This window comes from Streptomyces sp. CY-1, from assembly GCF_047218265.1.
Classification (GTDB): domain Bacteria; phylum Actinomycetota; class Actinomycetes; order Streptomycetales; family Streptomycetaceae; genus Streptomyces; species Streptomyces niphimycinicus.
This window is the reverse complement of the sequence record NZ_CP178393.1, coordinates 5,979,927-6,001,106: the sequence shown is the minus strand read 5'-3', so window position 1 is coordinate 6,001,106 and position 21,180 is coordinate 5,979,927. Positions and strand designations below refer to the sequence as shown.

Here is a 21,180-nt window from a genome sequence, read left to right as displayed (position 1 = left end):
CGGCGGCGCCATACTCATGGGGTGACTCCAGGTGCGTATGACGCGGTGATCCTGGCCGGGGGCGCCGCTCGGCGGCTCGGTGGGGTGGACAAGCCCGCACTGCGGGTGGGCGGGCGCCCCCTGCTCGACCGGGTGCTGGACGCCTGCCGCGGCGCCGGGCGGACCGTAGTCGTCGGCCCGCGCAGGCCCACGGCGCGGCCCGTGCGGTGGGCCCGGGAGGAGCCCCCCGGCGGCGGCCCGGTCGCGGCCGTCGACGCGGGCGTCCGCCAGACCACCGCTCCGGTCGTCCTCGTCCTCTCCGCCGATCTGCCCTTCCTCACCCCCGAGACCGTGGAGACCCTCCTCAACGGCGTCGAGGGCACCGAAGGCGCCCAGCTCATCGACTCCGACGGCCGCGAGCAGCCCCTTGTCGCCGCCTACCGCGCCGAGCCGCTGCGCCGCGAGATCGCCCTCCTCGCCACCGAACACGGCGGTCTCGGCGGGCTGCCCCTGCGCCTCCTCGTCTCCGAGCTGGCCCTGGCCCGCCTCCAGCACCCCACGGCGTCGTTCGACTGCGACACCTGGGAGGACATCACCACGGCTCGAGCGCGCATCAGGGAGCATGGACGCGTGTTGGACGAATGGATTACCGCAGTCAAGGCCGAGCTCGGGATCGACCTGGATGTCGACACCGCGGCGCTACTCGATCTGGCCCGTGACGCCGCACATGGCGTCGCCCGGCCCGCCGCCCCGCTGACCACCTTCCTCGTCGGCTATGCCGCGGCCCAGAAGGGCGGCGGCCCGGAGGCACTGGCCGCCGCGACCGAGAAGGCCGCGGCGCTGGCCGCGCGTTGGGCCGAGGAGCAGTGACACCACGCAACCCCCGGGACGGGGACCCGCTCGACCGAGAGGTCGACGAGGCGCTGGCGCTGGCCAACGAATCCCCACCGCAGGGTCCGGAGCAGCCACTCGACAGGGCGGACGAGGACTGGGCGGACGCGGCCCTCAACCTGGCCAACGGCCGCCCGGACCCGCCCGCCCCGGAACGAGGCCGCGACACCGGCGCCGACCCGACCGGGACGGACTGGGCCGAGACCGCCCTCGACCTGGCCCAGGAGCGGCCGGCGAAACGGCGGGAGTGCCGCGATGAGGCGGATGAGACGGGAGGGGACGGGGGCGGAGCGGCGGGGGATCTGGAAGCCGACGTATACGTGTGGCGCGAATTTCTGGGTAACTCGACGTCAGGGGGGACTGGCGGCAAGAACACGCGGTCCAGGGCCCCCGCCCCGCAGCCCCCGGCCCCGGCCCCGTACTCGAAACGCACCCCAGCCGCACCCACCTCCCACCCGCACCCCCTTATGGACAAACCGCACCACAGCCCCACCTCCTGGCCCGACGCCCGCGCCATCGCCGCCCGCGCCGCCGTCAAGGAGGCCGCCCACGCCGCCCCGGTGATGCGACCGCTGTCCGAGGCGCTCGGGCAGGTCCTGGCCGCGCCGCTCGCCGCGCTCACCGACCTGCCGCCCTTCGACACCTCCGCCATGGACGGCTGGGCGCTCGCGGGCCCCGGCCCCTGGCGGCTGCCGACCGATGACCAGGACCACGGCATCCTCGCCGGACACGGTGCGGCGGCCGCCCTGCCCGACGGCCACGCCGTCCGCATCGCCACCGGCGCCCGCGTCCCGCCCGGCGCCACCGCCGTGCTGCGCAGCGAGTACGGCACCGACGCGGGCGACGGCTGGCTCCACGCGTCCGCCGCCCACCCCGTCGTCCTCGGCCAGGACATCCGCACCCGCGGCCAGGAGTGCCGCAGCGGCGATCAACTGCTCCCCGCCGGGACCCTGGTCACCCCGGCCGTACTGGGCCTGGCCGCCGCGGCCGGGTACGACGAGCTGCCGACGGTGCGCAGGCCGCGCGTCGAGGTGCTGGTCCTCGGCGATGAGCTGCTCACCGAGGGGCTGCCGCAGGATGGCCGGATCCGGGACGCGCTGGGGCCGATGGTCGGGCCATGGCTGCGGGCGCTCGGTGCCGAGGTCACGGGCACCCGGCGGCTGACCGACGAGGCGGACGCGGTGTGCGCGGCGGTGGCCGAGTCGTCCGCCGATGTCGTCGTGACGACCGGGGGCACGGCCGCGGGGCCCGTGGACCATGTCCACCCCACGCTGCGCCGCCTGGGCGCGGAACTGCTGGTGGACGGGGTGGCGGTGCGCCCCGGCCACCCGATGCTGCTCGCCCGGCTGGCACCCGAGAACCCCGAAGACTCCAAGAAATCCGAGAACCCCGAGAAATCCGAGACTCCCGGACCCCAAACCCGCCCCGCCCGGCATCTGGTGGGACTGCCGGGCAATCCGCTCGCGGCGGTGTCCGGTCTGCTGACCCTCGCGGAGCCGCTGCTGCGGACGCTGACGGGCCGCCCGGCCCCCGCCCCCGGCCCGGCCCCACTGGCCGAGGCCGTACAGGGGCATCCGCGGGACACCCGGCTGGTCCCCGTGACCTTCCGGCAGGACGCGGCGGTGCCGCTGCGCTTCACCGGCCCGGCGATGCTGCGCGGCATCGCGGTGGCCGACGGCCTCGCCGTGATCCCGCCCGGCGGGGCGAAGCGGGGCACCGAGGTCGAGGTGCTGGATCTCCCGTGGTCGGCGATCGCGACAGAGCAACTGAGCTACGCGGACCAATCGCGTCACGCGGACCAATCGCGTCACGCGGACCAATCGCGTCACGCGGACCAATCGCGTCACGCGAACCAAACGCGCCACGCGAACCAAACGCGCCACGCGGACCAATCGCGCCCCACAGGCCGAGCCCCCCGCCCACCCCGAGCGAGCCACCGTAAAGACAACGCAGCGCGCCATGGAGACGGTGAGGACATATCCCCCGAGGAGGGCCCGGCGTGAAGCTGCCCAGCCATGACGCGGCCGCCCGCACCCCCGGGGACGGCGGCCACCGCGTCCATCTGCCCCGCTTCCACGCGGGCCCGCTGCGCCAGGTCGCCAGCCGGCTGCTGCTGGCGCTGCTGGTGCTGGTGCTGACAGTGGTCATCGTGTACGTCGACCGCTCCGGCTACCACGACAACTCCGACGAAAGCGTCGACTTCCTCGACGCCGTCTACTACTCGACCGTCACGCTGTCGACGACCGGATACGGCGACATCGTGCCGTACAGCGACAGTGCGCGGCTCAGTAACATCCTGCTGGTCACGCCGTTGCGCGTGCTGTTTCTGATCATCCTGGTCGGCACCACCCTGGAAGTCCTGGCCGAACGAACCCGCGAGCAGTACCGCCTGAACCGCTGGAGGTCAGCGTTGCGTGATCACACCGTCGTCGTCGGCTTCGGCACCAAGGGGCGGTCCGCGGTGGAAACCCTCTGCGCGACGGGACTGGCCAAGAACCGGGTGGTCGTGGTCGACCCCAACCACAAGGTGATCGAGGCGGCGAACGCGGACGGGTTCGCGGGGGTGGTGGGCGACGCGACCCGCAGCGATGTGCTGTTGCGCGCGGAGGCGCAGCGCGCCCGCCAGTTCGTGATCGCCACCCAGCGCGATGACACCGCGGTCCTGGTCACGCTGACGGCCCGGCAGCTCAACCGGGGCGCCAACATCGTGGCGGCGGTGCGCGAGGAGGAGAACGCGCCGCTGCTGCGCCAGTCCGGAGCCGACGCCGTGATCACCAGCGCCAGCGCGGCCGGCCGGCTGCTGGGCATGAGCGTGCAGAGCCCCACGGCCGGGGCGGTGATCGAGGATCTGATCCAGCAGGGCTCGGGCCTGGACCTGGTGGAGCGCACGGTGGTGAAGGCGGAGGTGGGCAAGTCGGTGCGGGACACCGACGACCTGGTGGTGTCGGTGCTGCGCGGCCATCGTCTGCTCGCGTACGACGACCCGGACGCCAGCCCGCTTCAGGCGGCCGACCGGCTGATCACGATCGTTCGCGCGCCGATGGTCCAGGAGTAGCCTCGCGGCCATGCATGCGATCACGATTCCCGAACCCGGTGGCCCCGAAGCCCTGGTATGGGCCGAGGTCCCCGATCCCGTACCCGGTGAGGGCGAGGTCCTGGTCGACGTGGCCGCCGCCGGTGTCAACCGCGCGGATGTGCTCCAGCGCCAGGGCGTCTATCCGCCACCCCCCGGAGCCGCGCCCTACGCCGGGCTGGAGTGCTCGGGCCGGATCTCGGCGCTGGGCCCCGGCGTCACCGGCTGGGCCGTGGGCGACGAGGTGTGCGCACTGCTCGCGGGCGGTGGATATGCCGAGAAGGTGGTGGTTCCCTCGGGGCAGCTTCTGTCCCTCCCCGAGGGCGTGGACCTGGTCTCGGCCGCCGCGCTGCCCGAAGTGACCGCGACCGTATGGTCCAACGTCTTCATGATCTCCCATCTCCGGCCGGGCGAGACGCTGTTGGCCCACGGCGGATCGAGCGGTATCGGCACCATGGCGATCCAGCTCGCCAAGGCGATCGGGGCGCGGGTCGCGGTGACCGCGGGCGGCCCGGAGAAGCTGGCGGCCTGCCGGGAGCTGGGCGCCGACATCCTGATCGACTACCGCGAGCAGGACTTCGTCGAGGAGGTCCGCCGGGCCACCGATGGGACCGGGGCGGACGTCATCCTGGACATCGTGGGCGCGAAGTACCTCGCCCGGAATGTGGAGACGCTCGCCACCAACGGCCGACTGGCGATCATCGGGCTCCAGGGCGGGGCGAAGGCCGAGCTGAACCTGGCCGCTCTGCTCTCCAAGAGCGCCGCCGTGACGGCCACCGGGCTGCGGGGCCGCTCGCTGGCGCAGAAGGCGGCGATCATCGCGGCGGTGCAGGAGCACGTCTGGCCGCTGATCGCGGGTGGCCGGGTCCGCCCGATCGTCTACCGCACCATCCCGATGCGGGATGCCCCGGAGGCCCACCGGCTGCTGGAGTCCAGCGAGCATGTGGGGAAGATCCTGCTGACGGCCTGAGCGGCGCGAGCAGGCCCGGAGCGGCCCGGCACCGGCCCGGCACCGGCCCGGCACAGACCCGGCACCGGCCCGACCCCGGCCGTACGGACGGCAGCGCCGCAGCCACCGCGGCGTCGCGGTCCGTACGGCGGCGCCCAGGATGCCCGGTACATACCCTCATGTGACGCTGATCCCGTTACGCAACGGTTCGGCACGGGAGGGTGACCACCGTGAACCCTGCGACACTCCGCGCACTCCCGGCGGCGGCCCTGCTGGCGGGCACCGCCCTGACCGCCACCCAGGCGGCCCAGGCGGCCCAGGCCGCATCCGCCACCTCAGCCGCCTCCACCACCCCCGCCGCCCACACCGAAGCCGACGCCGCCGAAGACGACGCCGAGGACGACGCCGCCGAAGACGACGCCGACGACGGCGGCGGGCTGGCGGGGACCCGGGCGGGCGAGGGCCGTACGCACCCCGGCCGCACCCGGCCCCCCGCCCCCTCCCCGTCGGACGAGGACCCCTCGGCCGGGACAAGGGACGGGGACGGAGACGGGAACGAGAGCGGGAACGAAAGCGGGAACGAGAGCGACGAGGGGGCCGGGCGGTTCTCGCTGGTGCCCGAGTGGACGCAGTCCTCCCTCCCCATGCCGCAGCGCCCGGACAGCCACCAGGCGCGCGAACCGCTCCCCTCCGGGCAGCCTTACGGTGCTCAGCGGACCGCCGCCGAGCCCAGCGAGCGGGCGATGCGGGTGCTGCCGCTGGGCACCGGTCTCGCGCTCACCGGTCTCGGCCTCGGCCTGGCGTTCTTCGGTCTCCGGCTGCGCCGCCGCTGACATCGGCACCGAATCCTCGACCCTCGCCCGCCGGACCGGATGCCGGTGCGGAACAATAGGGGTATGAACCAGCCGATGAACGAACGAGCGCAGGAGAGCCCGCACGTCCTGGTCGTCGGTCCGGACGGGATGGCACTCGGCGGCGTCGGCCCCGCTTCTGGCGAGGGCAGTGGGGACGACGAGTCGCGCGAGATTCCCGTGACCGACATGGTCGAGCAGCCGGCGAAGGTCATGCGGATCGGCAGCATGATCAAGCAGCTTCTGGAGGAGGTCCGCGCCGCACCCCTCGACGAGGCCAGCCGGGTCCGGCTCAAGGAGATCCACTCCAGCTCGGTGAAGGAGCTGGAGGACGGGCTCGCACCCGAGCTGATCGGGGAGCTGGAGCGGCTGTCGCTGCCCTTCACGGACGAGGCGGTGCCGACCGAGGCCGAACTGCGCATCGCCCAGGCCCAGTTGGTCGGCTGGCTGGAGGGGCTGTTCCACGGCATCCAGACCACCCTGTTCGCGCAGCAGATGGCGGCGCGCGCCCAGCTCGAGCAGATGCGCCGGGCGCTGCCGCCCGGGCTCGGCGGGGGCGAGGAGGACGAGGACGCGCCCAAGCCGGGCGGCGCCCGCTCGGGCCCGTATCTCTGAGCCACGCACCGTACGACGGAACGACCGTACGACGAAACGACGCCGCGGGCCGCACCGGAAGGTGCGGCCCGCGGCGTCGTATGAGGAGGCTGGCGGGTGCGCCGGGCGCGTGGCCGTGGCTGCTACCCCGGGTTACCCGTGGAGACGGTCAGCTCGATGGTGTCCGTCTTGGGGTTGTACGGCTCGTAGTTCCGGTACGTGTAATTGAGGACGGTGCCCTTGCCCCACAGATTCTCGTCCTGGGGCACCACGCGGTACTTCCAGCCCGCGGCCCGGATGCACTTCTTCACCGAGTCGATGTAGAGGTTCTGGAAGTCGGGCACCGAGTAGGTGCCCTTCTCGTTCGAGTTCTCGTAGGCGTCGGTGCACCTCGACGCTTCGATCGTCTTGGTCTTGTCGCCCATGCGGAAGCCCTCGGCGCTTTCGGAGGCCGACGGCTTCGACGGCTTGCCGCCGCCCCCGCCCCCCTTGCTCTCGTCCTTGGAGCCGCCGTCACCGCTGAACGCGATGGCCAGGACCACGGCGATGACCGCCACCGCCGCGACGACGGCGGAGCCTATGATCACGCGCTTGTTGCTGTTGCCGCCGCCCCCGGACGGCGCCGAGGGCGAGATGCTGTACGGCGGCGGGGTGCTGGGGCCCTGGTACGAGGGCGCCGGGGTCTGGTAGCCGTGCTGCCCCATCGGCGGAGAGGCCGGGGCCGAGGTGGAGGGGCCGAAGGTGCCGTACTGCCCGACGGAGGGCTGCGGCTGATACGGCGTCTGGACGCTGCCGGGGCCGGGGGCGGGCGTCTGCTGGTCGATCGGCGGGAAGACGGCCGAGCCGACGCCGACGCCGCTGCGGGCCGGCGGACCGCCGCTGATGATGATCGGGGAGGCGCCGGTCTGCCCGGTGCGGGTGACCCGGGCGCATTCGTCGCGCATGGCCTCGGCGGTCGGGAAGCGCTCGTTCGGGTTCTTCTTCAGGGCGCGGGCGACCAGCGCGTCCACCGCGGGGGGAATGGACTGGTTGATCGTGGAGGGCGCGACCGGCTCCTCCTGGACGTGCGCGTACGCGATGGCCAGCGGCGAGTCCGCGTCGAAGGGCAGCCGGCCGGTCAGCAGCTCGAAGAGCATGATGCCGACCGAGTACAGGTCGCTGCGGGCGTCGACGCCGCGGCCCAGCGCCTGCTCGGGGGAGAGGTACTGCGGGGTGCCGACGACCATGCCGGTCTGGGTCATGGAGGTGACCCCGGACTGCATGGCGCGGGCGATGCCGAAGTCCATGACTTTGACCACATTACGCTTGGTCATCATCACGTTACCGGGCTTGATGTCGCGGTGAACCAGCCCCATCTCATGGCTGATTTCCAGTGCCGCCAGCACATCGCCGGTGATCTTCAGCGCCTTTTCGGTCGGCATCGCACCGTATTGCCGGACATCGGTGTCCAGAACCGCGCGCAGCGGCTGGCCCTCGACGTATTCCATGACGATGTACGGCATCAGCGAGCCGTCGACCGAGTCCTCGCCGGTGTCGAAGACCGAGACGATATTGGTGTGCGTGAGTTTCGCTACAGCCTGGGCCTCGCGGCGGAACCGCTCGCGGAAGGACTGCTCGCGCCCCAGTTCGGTGTGCAGCGTCTTGATCGCGACCTGGCGGTCCAGTACGGAGTCATAGGCCAGGTGAACGGAGGCCATTCCGCCCTCGCCCAGCAGGTCACGCAGTTGATAGCGGCCGTTCGCCAGAGAGTGGCCGTGATACCTGCCCGATGCGCCGTACTGGCTCATTTCGTGCTTCCCCCTTGGCGCACTCACTACTCTGACGCGCACGTTTCGACGCATTGATCTTGATGTTCTGGATATCGTGGCCAAGTCTGCCCGAGGCCACGGACACGTCAAGCCGCGTGCCCGTTCCGTGACCGGATGAGCAAGAACCCGTCACGCGATTTGCATCGCTTTGGCGTCAACAGGTTTGATGGCCGGTCCATCACCAACCGATGTACGGCGCGAAGGCTGTAGCGTGCCCTAGCAGGAACCGTACCGCCCGTGGGCGGGGCGATCTCGACCAGACCCCCACCGAGAACGAGACGGCGAGGACCGATGGCACAGACCCAGAGCGCCCAGGGGCCCTCCGAACCTGACGCCAGCGGGTCCGGAATGCCGGATTCGCCCGAAGCGTGGGGCAACGGAGGGCTTGTCGGCGATGGTCGATATCGGCTTACCGGTCGTCTCGGCCGCGGCGGTATGGCGGAAGTCTTCGCCGCCGAGGACCTCCGGCTCGGCCGGACGGTCGCGGTCAAGCTGCTCCGCGCCGATCTGGCCGAGGACCCGGTGTCCAAGGCCCGCTTCACCCGCGAGGCCCAGTCCGTCGCGGGGCTGAACCACCACGCCGTGGTGGCGGTCTACGACTCCGGCGAGGACACCGTCGGCCAGAACACCGTGCCGTACATCGTCATGGAGCTGGTCGAGGGCCGGACCATTCGCGATCTGCTGCTCAACGCCGAGGCCCCGCCGCCGGATCAGGCACTGATCATCGTCTCCGGGGTGCTGGAGGCGCTCGCCTACAGCCATCAGCACGGCATCGTGCACCGTGACATCAAGCCCGCCAACGTGATCATCACCCACAGCGGCGCGGTCAAGGTGATGGACTTCGGCATCGCCCGCGCCCTGCACGGCGCGCAGTCCACCATGACCCAGACCGGCATGGTCATGGGCACACCCCAGTACCTCTCGCCGGAGCAGGCCCTCGGCAAGGCCGTGGACCACCGCTCCGACCTGTACGCCACCGGATGTCTGCTCTACGAGCTGCTGGCGCTGCGCCCGCCGTTCACCGGGGAGACCCCGCTGTCGGTGGTCTACCAGCACGTCCAGGACACCCCGGTGCCGCCCTCGGAGACCTCCGGCACCGTGCCGCCGGAGCTGGACGGCCTGGTGATGCGCTCCCTCGCCAAGGACCCGGACGACCGGTTCCAGAGCGCCGAGGAAATGCGCGGCATGGTCCAGTACGCGCTCCAGATGCTCCACGAGGCGGGCGGCCACACCGGTGTCTGGAGCACCGGCCCGGTCACCCAGCACCTGGGCGCCGCCACCCCCGCCATGGGCATGCCGGGCGTGCCCGGGGCCACCACCGCGCTGCCCCACCCCGGCCACGGCGAGACCTCCCAGCAGCCGATCGTCACCGGCCCCGGGGGCGGTGACGGCGGCTACCACGGCGGTTCCGGCCGCCGTAAGGGCCGCGGCAAGGTGTGGCTGATCGCGGTGCTCGCGATGGTCGCGGTCGCGGTGGGGGTCGCCTTCGCCGTGCAGCACGGCAAGAAGGACGGCGGGGGTGAGCCGAGCAAGCCCAAGACGTCGGTCACCCAGGACAAGACCACCAAGCCGAGCGACAAGCCGACCGACGACACCAGCGACGACTCGGCCCCGACCGACGACTCCACCGCCGGGAACACGGGCGACGACTACACCCCGTCCGACAACCCGAAGCCCTCGTACTCCGAAGACCACCCCACGGACCAGCCGACGGACTCGCAGACGGACCCGGGCACCAACGTGCCCACCGACGATCCGACCACCCCGGGCGGCAATGATCCGACCACCGAGCCCACCGACGACCCGCCGACCGAGCCCACCACGGATCCCACCGGTACGGCGGGTGCCACGGACGGCGGCATTCCGTAACGGCCCGGGGGCGCCCCGTGGCGCCCCCTCCCAAGGCCCTCTCCGGGCCGGACGTCAGCCGCAGAAGGCGTCCCGGACCGCGTCGTACTCCCGGGTCCACCACACCACCAGCGCCGCGGCCGCCGGGAACTGCGGATCGGCGCGCCGGTCCCCGCGCTGGTAGCGCCAGCGCAGCATCCAGAAGTCGTTGAGCCGCTCCCACCACACCCGGTGCACGGCCGCGGCCATCTCAAAGGCCCCGGCCCCCGCCGTGCAGCGGTACGCGCGCGCGTAGGAGCGCACCTTGGTGAGCTCCAGGGCGCCGTCCGGCCGTACGAAGAAGATCGCGGCGGCCCGGACCGCCTCCTCGGCGCGCGGCTGCACCCCGAGCCGGTCCCAGTCGACGATGGCGGCCGGTTCCGTGTCGCGGTAGAGCAGGTTCAGCGGGTGGAAGTCGCCGTGCACCCAGCCGGCGACCGGGACGGCGTGGGCCTCCGGGCGGCGGTGGGCGTGCCGCTCCAGCAGCGCCCGCCGCTCGACCAGGCGGTGCTCGGCGAGTTCGTCGAAGCTGTCGCGGTCCCGGCGCCCCCGGATCAGCGTGAGCAGCTCGTCGATGACGGCGAAGGTGTCCTCGGGGTCGGCCGCCTCCTCGGGCGGCCGGCGGTCGCCCGTACGGGCCCGCATGACGCGCTCCAGACAGGTGTGGACAAGCCCGAGCAGCCCGCCCAGCCGCCAGCACTGGGGGGCGGTCAGCTCACCGCCGGCGCGGTGCTGTCCGTCGATCCAGGGGTGTAACGCGTAGCAGCGGCCGCCGATGACGGCGACCGTACGGCCGTCGGCGTCGGGGACCGGCGGGGCGACGGGCACCCCGAGCGCGCCCAGCCGCTGGGTGACCCGGTGCTGGCGGGCGATGGCGGTGCGGTCGCCGTCCAGGTGGTGTTTGAGGAAGAACCGGCCGCGGGTGGTGGCGAGGCGGTAGCCCCGGTTGAGCAGTCCCTGGGTGAGCGGTTCGCAGGAGACGGCCTCACCGGCGCTGTCGTAGCGGCGGAGCAGGGCGCCCAGGGTTTCCCCGTCGGGAGCGGCCTCGGCGGAGTGTACATGTGAGCGCGGCACCTGCCAGATGTTAGATCACCGGGGATCACCTCCACGGCGCGCGAGGATGACGACGCACGGCACACCGGGGTGCGGCCGGACGGCACGCCGGGGTACGACCGGTTGACCGGACGGGGTCGACGTGTCCCGGCCCGCGTCGGCCGCCTGGGGCTCGGCGCCTGCGGCGGGCTTTCCCCTCCCCGCCCCTTCCCGCAGCACCGATATGCGGCTCCGCCGCGTGGTGGGGCTCCGCCCCAGACCCCGGGGTCCAGGGGCAAGGCCCCTGCCACGCGGCGGACATCCCCATGGCGCTTCCGGGCCCGCGCCGCCCCCGCCAGGGCTAAGCGCTCCGCTGGAAGTGTCGCGATGCGTCGTCGGCCGACCGCGGCGCCGTCGTGGCTGGTCGCGCAGTTCCCCGCGCCCCTTCGGGGCGCTGCCCGAACCGCAGCGGACTTCCTCCGGCCTGCTTACCGCTTCTGGGGCTGTGTCGCCCCCCGCCAGGGCTAGCGCTTCTGGGGCTGTGTCGCCTGCATCCGCGCGACATAGGCCGCCGCCTGCGACCGGCGCTCCATGCCCAGCTTGGAGAGCAGGCTGGAGACATAGTTCTTGATCGTCTTCTCGGCGAGATGGAGCCGTTCGCCGATCGCCCGGTTGGTGAGCCCCTCCCCGATCAGCAGCAGGATCCGGCGCTCCTGCTCGGTGAGGGCGGCCAGCCGGTCGTCCGGTTTGGCGGCCGTCTGGCCGCGCAGCCGCTCCAGCACCCGGGCGGTGGCCACCGGGTCGAGCAGCGACCGGCCCGCGGCCACGTCCCGGACGGCGGAGAGCAGTTCCTCGCCGCGGATGTCCTTCAGGACATAGCCGGAGGCGCCCGCGATGATGGCGTCGAAGAGCGCCTCGTCGTCGGCGAAGGAGGTGAGCATCATGCAGTGGATGCTCTCGTCGCGGGCGCGGATCTCCCGGCAGACCTCGACCCCGCTGCGGTCGGGCAGCCGGATGTCCAGGACGGCGACATCCGGCCGGGCGGCCGGGATCCGCGCCAGGGCGTCGGCCGCGGTGCCCGCCTCGCCGACCACCTCCATGTCCGGCTCGCTCGCGAGCAGATCCCGTACGCCGCGTCGGACCACTTCATGGTCGTCAACCAGGAAAATCCCTATTTTTCCTTCTTCGCGCACGGATCCAGTCTCACACACGATGTCTTCCCGTGCCCTTGTCCTGCGGGATAACGTGCGCTTGTCCGGCGGCCTGCGGGGCTGTGACCAGTGGATGTTTCCCCCCTCGCGCGATTTACTTGGAAATCCAAGCAAAATTGCAGGTCAGGTGGGGTTTCGCAGACATGCGACGCACTGGGTAACGTGCCTTGTGCAGGGCCAGCCGCCGGGAACCTGTCACGCCCGGCCATGCCTCGGCGCACCCACCCCGTGCGCCGGGACGGAACGGGCGAGCCGCAACTGGCCGCCGGCGGATCCCGGGGGCCGGACAGACGGAGGAGCACACGTGACCGTGGAGAGCACTGCCGCGCGCAAGCCGCGCCGCAGCGGAGCCAAGCGCAGCACCACAGCGCGGGACGCCAAGAAGCAGCCTGGGGGCCAGCCCGAACTCGTACAGTTGCTGACCCCCGAGGGCGAGCGTGTCGAGCACCCCGATTACGCCATCGACCCCACCCCGGAGGAGCTGCGCGGTCTGTACCGGGACATGGTGCTGACACGGCGTTTCGACGCCGAGGCGACCACCCTCCAGCGCCAGGGCGAACTGGGCCTGTGGGCGTCGCTGCTGGGCCAGGAGGCGGCGCAGATCGGCTCCGGCCGGGCGCTGCACGACGACGACTATGTCTTCCCCACCTACCGCGAGCACGGTGTGGCCTGGTGCCGGGGCGTCGACCCGACCAATCTGCTCGGGATGTTCCGCGGGGTGAACCACGGCGGCTGGGACCCGAACAGCAACAACTTCCACCTGTACACCATCGTGATCGGCTCGCAGACGCTGCACGCGACCGGCTACGCGATGGGCGTCGCCAAGGACGGCGCCGACGCCGCGGTCCTGGCCTACTTCGGCGACGGTGCCTCCAGCCAGGGCGATGTCGCCGAATCGTTCACCTTCTCCGCGGTGTACAACGCCCCGGTGGTCTTCTTCTGCCAGAACAACCAGTGGGCCATCTCCGAGCCCACCGAGAAGCAGACCCGGGTCCCGCTCTACCAGCGCGCCCAGGGCTACGGCTTCCCCGGGGTGCGGGTGGACGGCAATGACGTGCTCGCCTGCCTGGCCGTCACCAAGGCCGCGCTGGAGCGGGCGCGCACCGGGCAGGGCCCGATGCTCATCGAGGCGTTCACCTACCGCATGGGCGCCCACACCACCTCGGACGACCCGACGCGCTACCGCTCCCCCGAGGAGCGGGAGCTGTGGGAGACCAAGGACCCGATCCTGCGGCTGCGCACCCTGCTGACCCGCGAGGGCCTGGCCGACGACGCGTACTTCGCCGAGCTGGAGCGGGAGAGCGACGCGCTGGCCAAGCGGGTACGGGACGCGGTGCGGGCCATGCCCGACCCCGATGACATGGCGCTGTTCGAGCACACCTACGCCGACGGGCACGCGCTCGTCGACGAGGAGCGGGCGCAGTTCGCCGAGTACCAGGCTTCGTTCGTCACCGCTGAGGAGGGCATCTGACATGGCCGCCGAGAAGATGTCGCTCTCCAAGGCGATCAACGCGTCACTGCGCACGGCCCTCGAGTCCGACCCCAAGGTCCTGATCATGGGTGAGGACGTCGGCAAGCTGGGAGGCGTCTTCCGCGTCACCGACGGGCTCCAGAAGGACTTCGGCGAGGACCGGGTCATCGACACCCCGCTCGCCGAGTCCGGCATCGTGGGCACCGCGATCGGGCTGGCGCTGCGCGGCTACCGCCCGGTGGTGGAGATCCAGTTCGACGGTTTCGTCTTCCCCGCCTACGACCAGATCGTCACCCAGCTCGCCAAGATGCACGCACGCTCGCTCGGCAAGGTCAAGCTGCCGGTCGTCATCCGCATTCCGTACGGCGGCGGCATCGGCGCGGTGGAGCACCACAGCGAGTCGCCCGAGGCGCTGTTCGCGCATGTGGCCGGGCTGAAGGTGATCTCGCCCGCCAACGCCTCCGACGCCTACTGGATGCTCCAGCAGGCCATCGGCAGCGACGACCCGGTGATCTACTTCGAGCCCAAGCGCCGCTACCACGACAAGTCCGAGGTCGACACCGCCGCGATCCCCGGTCCGCTGCACGCCGCCCGGGTGGTGCGGCCGGGGGCGGACCTGACCCTCGCGGCCTACGGCCCGATGGTGAAGGTCGCCCTGGACGCCGCCGCGGCCGCCGCCGAGGAGGGCAAGTCGATCGAGGTCGTGGACCTGCGGTCGATGTCGCCGATCGACTTCGACACCATCCAGCGTTCCGTGGAGCGGACGGGGCGGCTGGTCGTCGTCCACGAGGCTCCGGTATTCCTGGGCACCGGGTCGGAGATCGCCGCACGCATCACCGAGAGGTGCTTCTATCACCTCCAGGCCCCGGTGCTGCGGGTCGGCGGCTTCCACTCGCCGTACCCGCCGTCACGGCTCGAGGACGAGTACCTTCCGGGGCTGGACCGGGTGCTCGACGCCGTAGACCGTGCGTTGGCGTACTGAAGGGCTTGAGGAGATCGTGACGATGACCGCAGTCGAACAGCGCTTCCGTGAGTTCAAGATGCCCGATGTGGGCGAGGGGCTGACCGAGGCCGAGATCCTCAAGTGGTTCGTGGCGCCGGGCGACACCGTGACCGACGGTCAGGTGGTGTGCGAGGTCGAGACCGCCAAGGCCGCCGTCGAGCTGCCCATCCCCTTCGACGGCGTGGTGCACGAGCTGCGCTTCGACGAGGGCACCACCGTGGACGTGGGCACGCCGATCATCTCGGTGGACACCGACCCCGGTGCGGGGGAGGCGGCGCCCCAGGCCGCTCCCGCCGCGGGGAAGCCCGCCGAGAAGCCCGCCGCCGAGGCCGAGCCCGCCGGGAAGGAGGGCCGCCAGGCCAACCTGGTCGGCTACGGGGCGGCGCCCGCCTCCACCAAGCGCCGTCCGCGCAAGCCGGTGCCGGGCTCCCAGCGCTCGGCGCCCGCCCCCTCCGCCGCGGCGCCCGCGCCCAAGGAGCCCGCGCCCGCCCCCGCGCCCGCGCGCCCCGAGGCCGCGCCCGCGCCCGAGCTGAACGGCAGCGGGCGGCCCGCCCGGCCGCTGGCCAAGCCCCCGGTCCGCAAGCTGGCCAAGGACCTGGGCATCGACCTGGAGGCGGTCACCCCGAGCGGGCCGGACGGGATCATCACCCGCGAGGACGTCCACGCGGCCGCCGAAGCCGTCCAGACGGCCCGGGAGACGCCCGTGGCGGCTCCGTCCAGGGCCGTGGCGGGCCGGGAGCGGCGGGTGCCCGTGAAGGGCGTACGGAAGGCCACCGCGCAGGCGATGGTCAACAGCGCCTTCACCGCCCCGCATGTGACCGAGTTCGTGACGGTCGACGTGACCCGCACCATGAAGCTCGTCGCCGACCTCAAGCAGGACCCGGCGATGGCCGGGCTGCGGGTCAACCCGCTGCTGCTGGTCGCCAAGGCCCTGCTGGTGGCCATCCGGCGCAACCCGGATGTCAACGCCACCTGGGACGAGGACAACCAGGAGATCGTCTACAAGGACTACGTCAATCTGGGCATCGCGGCGGCCACGCCGCGCGGGCTGATCGTCCCCAACATCAAGGACGCCCACGCCAAGACCCTGCCCGAACTGGCGTCCGCCCTGGGTGAGCTGGTCACCACCGCCCGTGAGGGCAAGACCACCCCGGCCGACATGTCCGGCGGCACGGTCACCATCACCAACGTCGGCGTCTTCGGCATCGACGCGGGCACACCGATCCTCAACCCCGGTGAGTCCGCGATCCTCGCCTTCGGCGCCGTCAAGCTCCAGCCGTGGGTCCACAAGGGCGAGGTCAAGCCCCGCCAGGTGACCACGCTCGCGCTCTCCTTCGACCACCGGCTGGTCGACGGCGAGCTGGGCTCCAAGGTGCTCGCGGACGTCGCGGCCGTCCTGGAGCGCCCCAAGCGCCTGATCACCTGGGCGTGATGTAGCGGCAGACCCCATCCCCCGTCCGCATCGCGGACGGGGGATGGGTGCGCATGCATCTTGTATCTATGATGTGCGCATCATGAGTCCCGCCGATACGGCCACCAAGCCGCCACCCGCCGCCGAACGCGTCTACCACCACGTCAAACAAGCCGTCCTCGACCGCCGCTACGAGGGCGGCACACTGCTGAGCGAGGGCGAACTCGCGGACGCCGTCGGGGTCTCCCGTACGCCCGTCAGGGAGGCCCTGCTGCGCCTGGAGGCCGAGGGGCTGCTCAAGCTCTATCCGAAGAAGGGCGCCCTGGTGCTGCCCGTCTCCTCGCAGGAGATCGCGGATGTGGTCGAGACCCGGCTGCTGGTGGAGCAGCACGCGGTCGCCAAGGTCGTCCCGGCCGGGGAGCAGTTGCTGGGGCGGCTCGAGGAGCTGCTGGAGGAGCAGAAGGTGCACGCGGCGGCCGGGGATCTGGCCGCCTTCGCGGCCGCCGACCGCTGCTTCCACGCGGCGATCGTCAGGGCGGCGGGAAACGCCATCCTGGCGCAGCTCTACGACCAGTTGAGGGACCGCCAGTTGCGGATGGGCGTGGCCACCATGCACGCCGAGCCCGGCCGTATCGCCAAGAACATCACCGAGCACACGGATATCCTCCGGGCCCTGCGCGCCGGGGACGCCGGGTTCGCGTCCGGGCTGGTGCAGCGCCATATCAGTTGGGTGAGCAACCTCGCCCGGGGTGAGGAGCGATGACCTCGGCCCAGTTGCCCGGGGATCCGCCCGGCGGCCGTCGTGCCGTCGCCGTGTGGGGTCTGGGCGTCGCCGTCTACTTCGTCGCCATCACCTATCGCACCAGCCTCGGCGTCGCCGGTATCGACGCCGCCGAGCGCTTCCACATCAACGCCTCGGCGCTGTCGACCTTCTCCATCCTCCAGGTGCTGGTCTACGCCGGGATGCAGATACCGGTCGGGCTCATGGTCGACCGTCTCGGCACCCGTAAGGTGCTCATGCTCGGGGTGGTGCTCTTCACCCTGGGGCAGTTCGGCTTCGCGTTCTCCCACTCCTACGCGATGGCGCTGGGCTCCCGGGCGCTGCTCGGCTGCGGTGACGCGATGACCTTCATCAGCGTGCTGCGGCTCGGCTCGCGCTGGTTCCCGGCCCGCCGCGGGCCGCTGATCGCCCAGATCGCCGCGCTCTTCGGCATGGCGGGCAACCTGGTCTCCACGCTGGTGATCGCCCGCTCCCTGCACAGCGTCGGCTGGACCACGACCTTCGCGGGCAGCGCGCTCGGCGGCCTCGCCGTCTTCGTCCTGGTGCTGTTCTTCCTCAAGGACCACCCGAAGGGCTTCGAGCCCGCGCCCGCCACGCATCTGGGCGCCGACTACGTCCGCCGGCAGATCGCGGACGCCTGGCGCGAGCCCGGCACCCGGCTCGGCATGTGGGTGCACTTCACCACCCAGTTCCCGGCGATGGTCTTCCTGCTGCTGTGGGGGATGCCGTTCCTGGTCGAGGCGGAGGGGCTGTCCCAGGCGACCGCGGGCCAGCTCCTGACCCTGGTGGTGCTCTCCAACATGGCGGTCGGCCTGGTCTACGGGCAGGTCATCGCCCGGCACCACGCCGCCCGCGGCCCGCTGGCCCTCGGCACGGTCGGCGCCACCGCGCTGCTGTGGGGCACCGTGCTGGTCTGGCCGTCCGCCCACGCGCCGATGTGGCTGCTGGTGGTCCTGTGCGTGGTGCTCGGCGCCTGCGGGCCCGCGTCGATGATCGGCTTCGACTTCGCCCGGCCCGCCAATCCGCCCGAGCGGATCGGCACCGCGTCCGGAATCGTCAACATGGGCGGCTTCACGGCCTCGATGACCACACTGCTGGCCGTCGGTGTGCTGCTGGACCTGACCGGCCAGAACTTCCGGATCGCGTTCACCTCGGTGTTCGTGCTCCAGGCGCTGGGCATCAGCCAGATCCTGCGGCTGCGCGGCCGGGCGCACCGCCGGGAGCGCGAGCGTGTGGTCGCGAGCCGTGTCGAGGCCGTGCACGTACCGGCGTGACCCCGGGGGCCTTTACGGCGAGACCCCGGGGGCTTACGGCGTGATCCCGGGCGCTGTGCGGCCCGGCCCTCCGGGCCCGCGCTACGGCGTGACCGCGAAGTGCCCGAGGATCGCCTCGGCCAACTGCTGATCGCCCTCGATCTTCAGCCGATCCGAGACCGCCTCGGGCCGCACCCGCCCACAGGCCAGCCGCATGTAGGTCTCCCAGTCCAGGGAGAGGGTGGCCGTCGGCCCGAGCGAGACGCTGCCGTCGATGCTGCCCCGGCCGTCCGCGTCGACCCGCACCGTCCGCATGAACTCCAGCGGGCCGTTCACATCGAAGACGACGGCCGACTGGGGCGCCGCGCCCGCGTCCTTGGCGACCACCTTCGGCAGCCCCGACAGCAGCAGGTCACGGGTGATCGTGGCGCCCGGCGAGTCCAGATTGCCCGGCTTGTTCAGGGCCCGGCGCAGATCCTGCTCATGCACCCAGACGTCGAAGACCCGCTTCGTCAGGGCCTCCTCCAGCGTCACCTCGGAGCCGCCGGGCCAGCGCACCATGGCGTCCGGGGCGCGCTTCTCGTTCCGCAACTGGCGGCCCCGCCGGATGACGGTGTACTCCAGCTCGGAGGTCATCTCGGGCGCGGTGTGGCAGCGCCGGACGTCGACCTGGACCTCCATGTACCGCGACAGCTCGTTGGTGACGTGGTAGAGGTCGCGCGGCAGGGTGTGGATGGGGCGGGGATCGCCGAGCATCTCGCATTCGAGGCCGATCACATGCGAGACGACGTCCCGCACCGACCATCCCGGGCACTCGGTGGCGAGGTTCCACTCGCGCTCCGCGAGCGGATTCACCAACTCCGATATCGCGTCGATGGAGTGCGTCCAGGCGTCGATGGAGGTCTGAAGGCTGGGATGGACGGTCACGGGACCCCTCGGGCGGTTGGTGCGCGGGCTGGGTGCTGGTGTGTGCGTTCAAGTTACGCTGCCCACGAGCGCACGGGCAGTGCTTTCGGCTCTGATCGTAGGCCCGGATCGGCGGCCGGCGGCCTGCTCGCGATGGTAGTGTGCGCCCGCCTTCGCCTTATCTCCGGGCAGACCCCCGCATATCGGTCGAAAGCCATCGGGGGGTGGGGGAATGAGACGGGTGGGGCTGCTGTTTCATGGGGATATGGCTCCACGTGCACGCGTCCGCGCTCCCGAACTGATCGGCCGGGGCGGCTGGCTCAATACCGGCGGCAACGACCTCACCCTCACCGACCTGCGAGGGCGCATCGTCATCCTCGACTTCTGGACCTTCTGCTGTGTGAACTGTCTGCATGTCCTGGACGAACTGCGCGAGCTGGAGGAGAAGCACCGCGACACCGTGGTGATCGTCGGGGTGCACTCGCCGAAGTTCGTCCACGAGGCGGAGCACCAGGCGGTCGTGGACGCGGTCGAGCGCTACGAGGTGCACCACCCGGTCCTCGACGACCCCGAGCTGGCCACCTGGAAGCAGTACGCGGTACGGGCCTGGCCCACCCTGGTCGTCATCGACCCCGAGGGCTATGTGGTCGCCCAGCACGCGGGCGAGGGCCACGCACACGCCCTGGAGACCCTCGTGGGCCAGTTGGAGGCCGAGCACGCCGCCAAGGGCACCCTGCGGCGTGGCGACGGCCCATATGTGCCCCCGGAGCCGGTCCCCACCGAGCTGCGCTTCCCCGGTAAGGCGCTGCCGCTGCCCGGCGGCACCTTCCTCGTCTCGGACACCACCCGCCATCAACTGGTGGAACTCGCGGCGGACGGCGAGAGCGTGGTGCGGCGGATCGGCGCGGGCGAGCGCGGCCTTGACGACGGCACCGGCGAGCGGGCCCGCTTCAGCGAGCCCCAGGGGCTCGCCCTGCTCCCCGACGGCACCGTGGCCGTCGCCGACACCGTGAACCACGCGCTGCGCCGCTACGACCCGGCCACCGGCGAGGTCACCACGCTCGCCGGGACCGGCCGCCAGTGGTGGCAGGGGTCGCCCACCGAGGGGCCCGCCCGGGAGGTCGACCTGTCCTCCCCCTGGGACGTCGCCTGGTTCGCCGGCCGGCTGTGGATCGCCATGGCGGGCGTCCACCAGTTGTGGACCTACGACCCGGAGGCCGGGACGGTACGGGCCGCCGCCGGGACCACCAACGAGGGGCTGGTCGACGGCCCCGCCGAGGAGGCGTGGTTCGCCCAGCCCTCCGGGCTCGCCGCCACCGGGGACCGGCTGTGGATCGCGGACTCCGAGACCTCCGCGCTGCGGTACGTCGAGCGCGACGGCGACGGCTTCGCCGTCCGTACGGCCGTCGGCACCGGGCTCTTCGACTTCGGCCACCGGGACGGCGCCGCCGAACAGGCGCTGCTCCAGCATCCGCTGGGCGTCACCGCGCTGCCCGACGGCTCGGTGGCGATCTCGGACACCTACAACCACGCGCTGCGCCGCTACGACCCGGCCACCGGCGAGGTCTCCACGCTCGCCACGGATCTGCGCGAGCCCTCCGGCGCGGTCCTGGCCGACGGGGACATCGTCGTGGTGGAGTCCGCCCGGCACCGGCTGACCCGGCTGCGGCTGCCGGAGGAGGCCGTAAGGGTCGACGCGGTGGCCCACCGCACCCAGCGGGCCGCGACCGACATCGCCCCGGGGACGCTCCGGCTGGACGTGGTCTTCCAGGCGCCCGAGGGGCAGAAGCTGGACACCCGCTACGGCCCCTCCACCCGGCTGCTGGTCAGCTCCACCCCGCCCGAGCTGCTGGCCGAAGGAGAGGGCGCGGGCACCGATCTGAACCGTGAGCTCGTCCTTGCGGAGGGCATGACCGAGGGCGTGCTGCATGTCTCGGCGATGGCCGCCTCCTGCGACGACGACCCCGGCAACGAGTACCCCGCCTGCCATGTGCACCAGCAGGACTGGGGCGTCCCGGTGCGGATCACCGAGGGCGGCGCGAGGCGGCTGCCGCTGGTGCTCGCCGGGATGGACGGCTGA

At 72.0% G+C, this 21,180-nt stretch carries 17 protein-coding genes; 13 read left to right on the top strand and 4 right to left on the bottom strand.

Annotation, left to right across the window (positions count from 1 at the left end; genetic code table 11):
• Positions 1-21 precede the first annotated feature (21 nt).
• The 6 genes from ACK1X7_RS25845 to ACK1X7_RS25820 all read left to right on the top strand — a co-directional run bounded on the left by ACK1X7_RS25845 (position 22) and on the right by ACK1X7_RS25820 (position 6,358).
• A complete protein-coding gene (locus ACK1X7_RS25845) occupies positions 22-849 on the top strand; it encodes an NTP transferase domain-containing protein (RefSeq protein WP_382960550.1) in 828 nt (275 codons plus the stop codon).
• Complete coding sequence (locus ACK1X7_RS25840) at positions 846-2,873, top strand: molybdopterin molybdotransferase MoeA (protein WP_413115701.1); 2,028 nt, start codon at positions 846-848, stop codon at positions 2,871-2,873. The genes ACK1X7_RS25845 and ACK1X7_RS25840 overlap by 4 nt, the downstream gene beginning before the upstream one ends.
• Positions 2,870-3,925, top strand: coding sequence for a potassium channel family protein (locus ACK1X7_RS25835; protein ID WP_385138079.1), 1,056 nt, complete (start codon positions 2,870-2,872; stop codon positions 3,923-3,925). The genes ACK1X7_RS25840 and ACK1X7_RS25835 overlap by 4 nt, the downstream gene beginning before the upstream one ends.
• Before the next feature lie 10 nt (positions 3,926-3,935).
• A complete protein-coding gene (locus tag ACK1X7_RS25830) occupies positions 3,936-4,913 on the top strand; it encodes an NAD(P)H-quinone oxidoreductase (protein WP_413115700.1) in 978 nt (325 codons plus the stop codon).
• A 209-nt stretch (positions 4,914-5,122) separates the two neighbouring features.
• Positions 5,123-5,725 carry a hypothetical protein gene (locus ACK1X7_RS25825; RefSeq protein WP_385138075.1) on the top strand — a complete coding sequence of 201 codons (603 nt, stop codon included), beginning with the start codon at positions 5,123-5,125 and terminating at the stop codon, positions 5,723-5,725.
• Positions 5,726-5,788: 63 nt separating this feature from the next.
• Entirely contained in the window at positions 5,789-6,358 is a 570-nt protein-coding gene (locus ACK1X7_RS25820; protein ID WP_137966618.1) for a bacterial proteasome activator family protein, read from the top strand.
• A gap of 122 nt (positions 6,359-6,480) precedes the next feature.
• Here ACK1X7_RS25820 and ACK1X7_RS25815 read toward each other — a convergent pair whose 3' ends face one another.
• The gene (locus tag ACK1X7_RS25815; protein WP_413115699.1) at positions 6,481-8,124 is read right to left on the bottom strand and encodes a protein kinase domain-containing protein; all 1,644 of its coding nucleotides are present in this window, start codon (positions 8,122-8,124) and stop codon (positions 6,481-6,483) included.
• A gap of 312 nt (positions 8,125-8,436) precedes the next feature.
• On the opposite strand from ACK1X7_RS25815, the gene ACK1X7_RS25810 reads away from it, so the two are divergent.
• On the top strand, positions 8,437-10,014 hold the full coding sequence (locus ACK1X7_RS25810; protein ID WP_385142538.1) for a protein kinase domain-containing protein: 1,578 nt from the start codon (positions 8,437-8,439) through the stop codon (positions 10,012-10,014).
• 54 nt (positions 10,015-10,068) lie between these two features.
• Here the strand turns inward: ACK1X7_RS25810 and ACK1X7_RS25805 are convergent, their stop codons facing one another.
• A complete protein-coding gene (locus tag ACK1X7_RS25805; RefSeq protein ID WP_385142535.1) occupies positions 10,069-11,106 on the bottom strand; it encodes a phosphotransferase in 1,038 nt (345 codons plus the stop codon).
• Positions 11,107-11,588: 482 nt separating this feature from the next.
• Positions 11,589-12,257 (bottom strand): response regulator, encoded by a 669-nt coding sequence (locus ACK1X7_RS25800; RefSeq protein ID WP_385142532.1) that lies wholly within the window; start codon positions 12,255-12,257, stop codon positions 11,589-11,591.
• A gap of 322 nt (positions 12,258-12,579) precedes the next feature.
• Between ACK1X7_RS25800 and pdhA the strand changes: the two genes are divergently transcribed.
• The 5 genes from pdhA (at position 12,580) to ACK1X7_RS25775 (ending at position 18,215) form a co-directional block, all read left to right on the top strand.
• Positions 12,580-13,746: a pyruvate dehydrogenase (acetyl-transferring) E1 component subunit alpha gene (gene pdhA, locus ACK1X7_RS25795; protein ID WP_385142529.1), complete on the top strand. Its 1,167-nt coding sequence runs from the start codon at positions 12,580-12,582 to the stop codon at positions 13,744-13,746.
• A gap of 1 nt (position 13,747) precedes the next feature.
• A complete protein-coding gene (locus tag ACK1X7_RS25790) occupies positions 13,748-14,728 on the top strand; it encodes an alpha-ketoacid dehydrogenase subunit beta (RefSeq protein WP_078642487.1) in 981 nt (326 codons plus the stop codon).
• Between the two features lie 22 nt (positions 14,729-14,750).
• Entirely contained in the window at positions 14,751-16,181 is a 1,431-nt protein-coding gene (locus ACK1X7_RS25785) for a dihydrolipoamide acetyltransferase family protein (RefSeq protein WP_390793708.1), read from the top strand.
• Positions 16,182-16,263: 82 nt separating this feature from the next.
• A complete protein-coding gene (locus ACK1X7_RS25780) occupies positions 16,264-16,923 on the top strand; it encodes a GntR family transcriptional regulator (protein ID WP_385142524.1) in 660 nt (219 codons plus the stop codon).
• Positions 16,920-18,215: an MFS transporter gene (locus ACK1X7_RS25775; protein WP_385142521.1), complete on the top strand. Its 1,296-nt coding sequence runs from the start codon at positions 16,920-16,922 to the stop codon at positions 18,213-18,215. The genes ACK1X7_RS25780 and ACK1X7_RS25775 overlap by 4 nt, the downstream gene beginning before the upstream one ends.
• Before the next feature lie 81 nt (positions 18,216-18,296).
• Here ACK1X7_RS25775 and ACK1X7_RS25770 read toward each other — a convergent pair whose 3' ends face one another.
• A complete protein-coding gene (locus ACK1X7_RS25770) occupies positions 18,297-19,121 on the bottom strand; it encodes a maleylpyruvate isomerase family mycothiol-dependent enzyme (protein ID WP_385142519.1) in 825 nt (274 codons plus the stop codon).
• A 244-nt stretch (positions 19,122-19,365) separates the two neighbouring features.
• Between ACK1X7_RS25770 and ACK1X7_RS25765 the strand changes: the two genes are divergently transcribed.
• The gene (locus ACK1X7_RS25765; protein WP_398158470.1) at positions 19,366-21,180 is read left to right on the top strand and encodes an NHL domain-containing thioredoxin family protein; all 1,815 of its coding nucleotides are present in this window, start codon (positions 19,366-19,368) and stop codon (positions 21,178-21,180) included.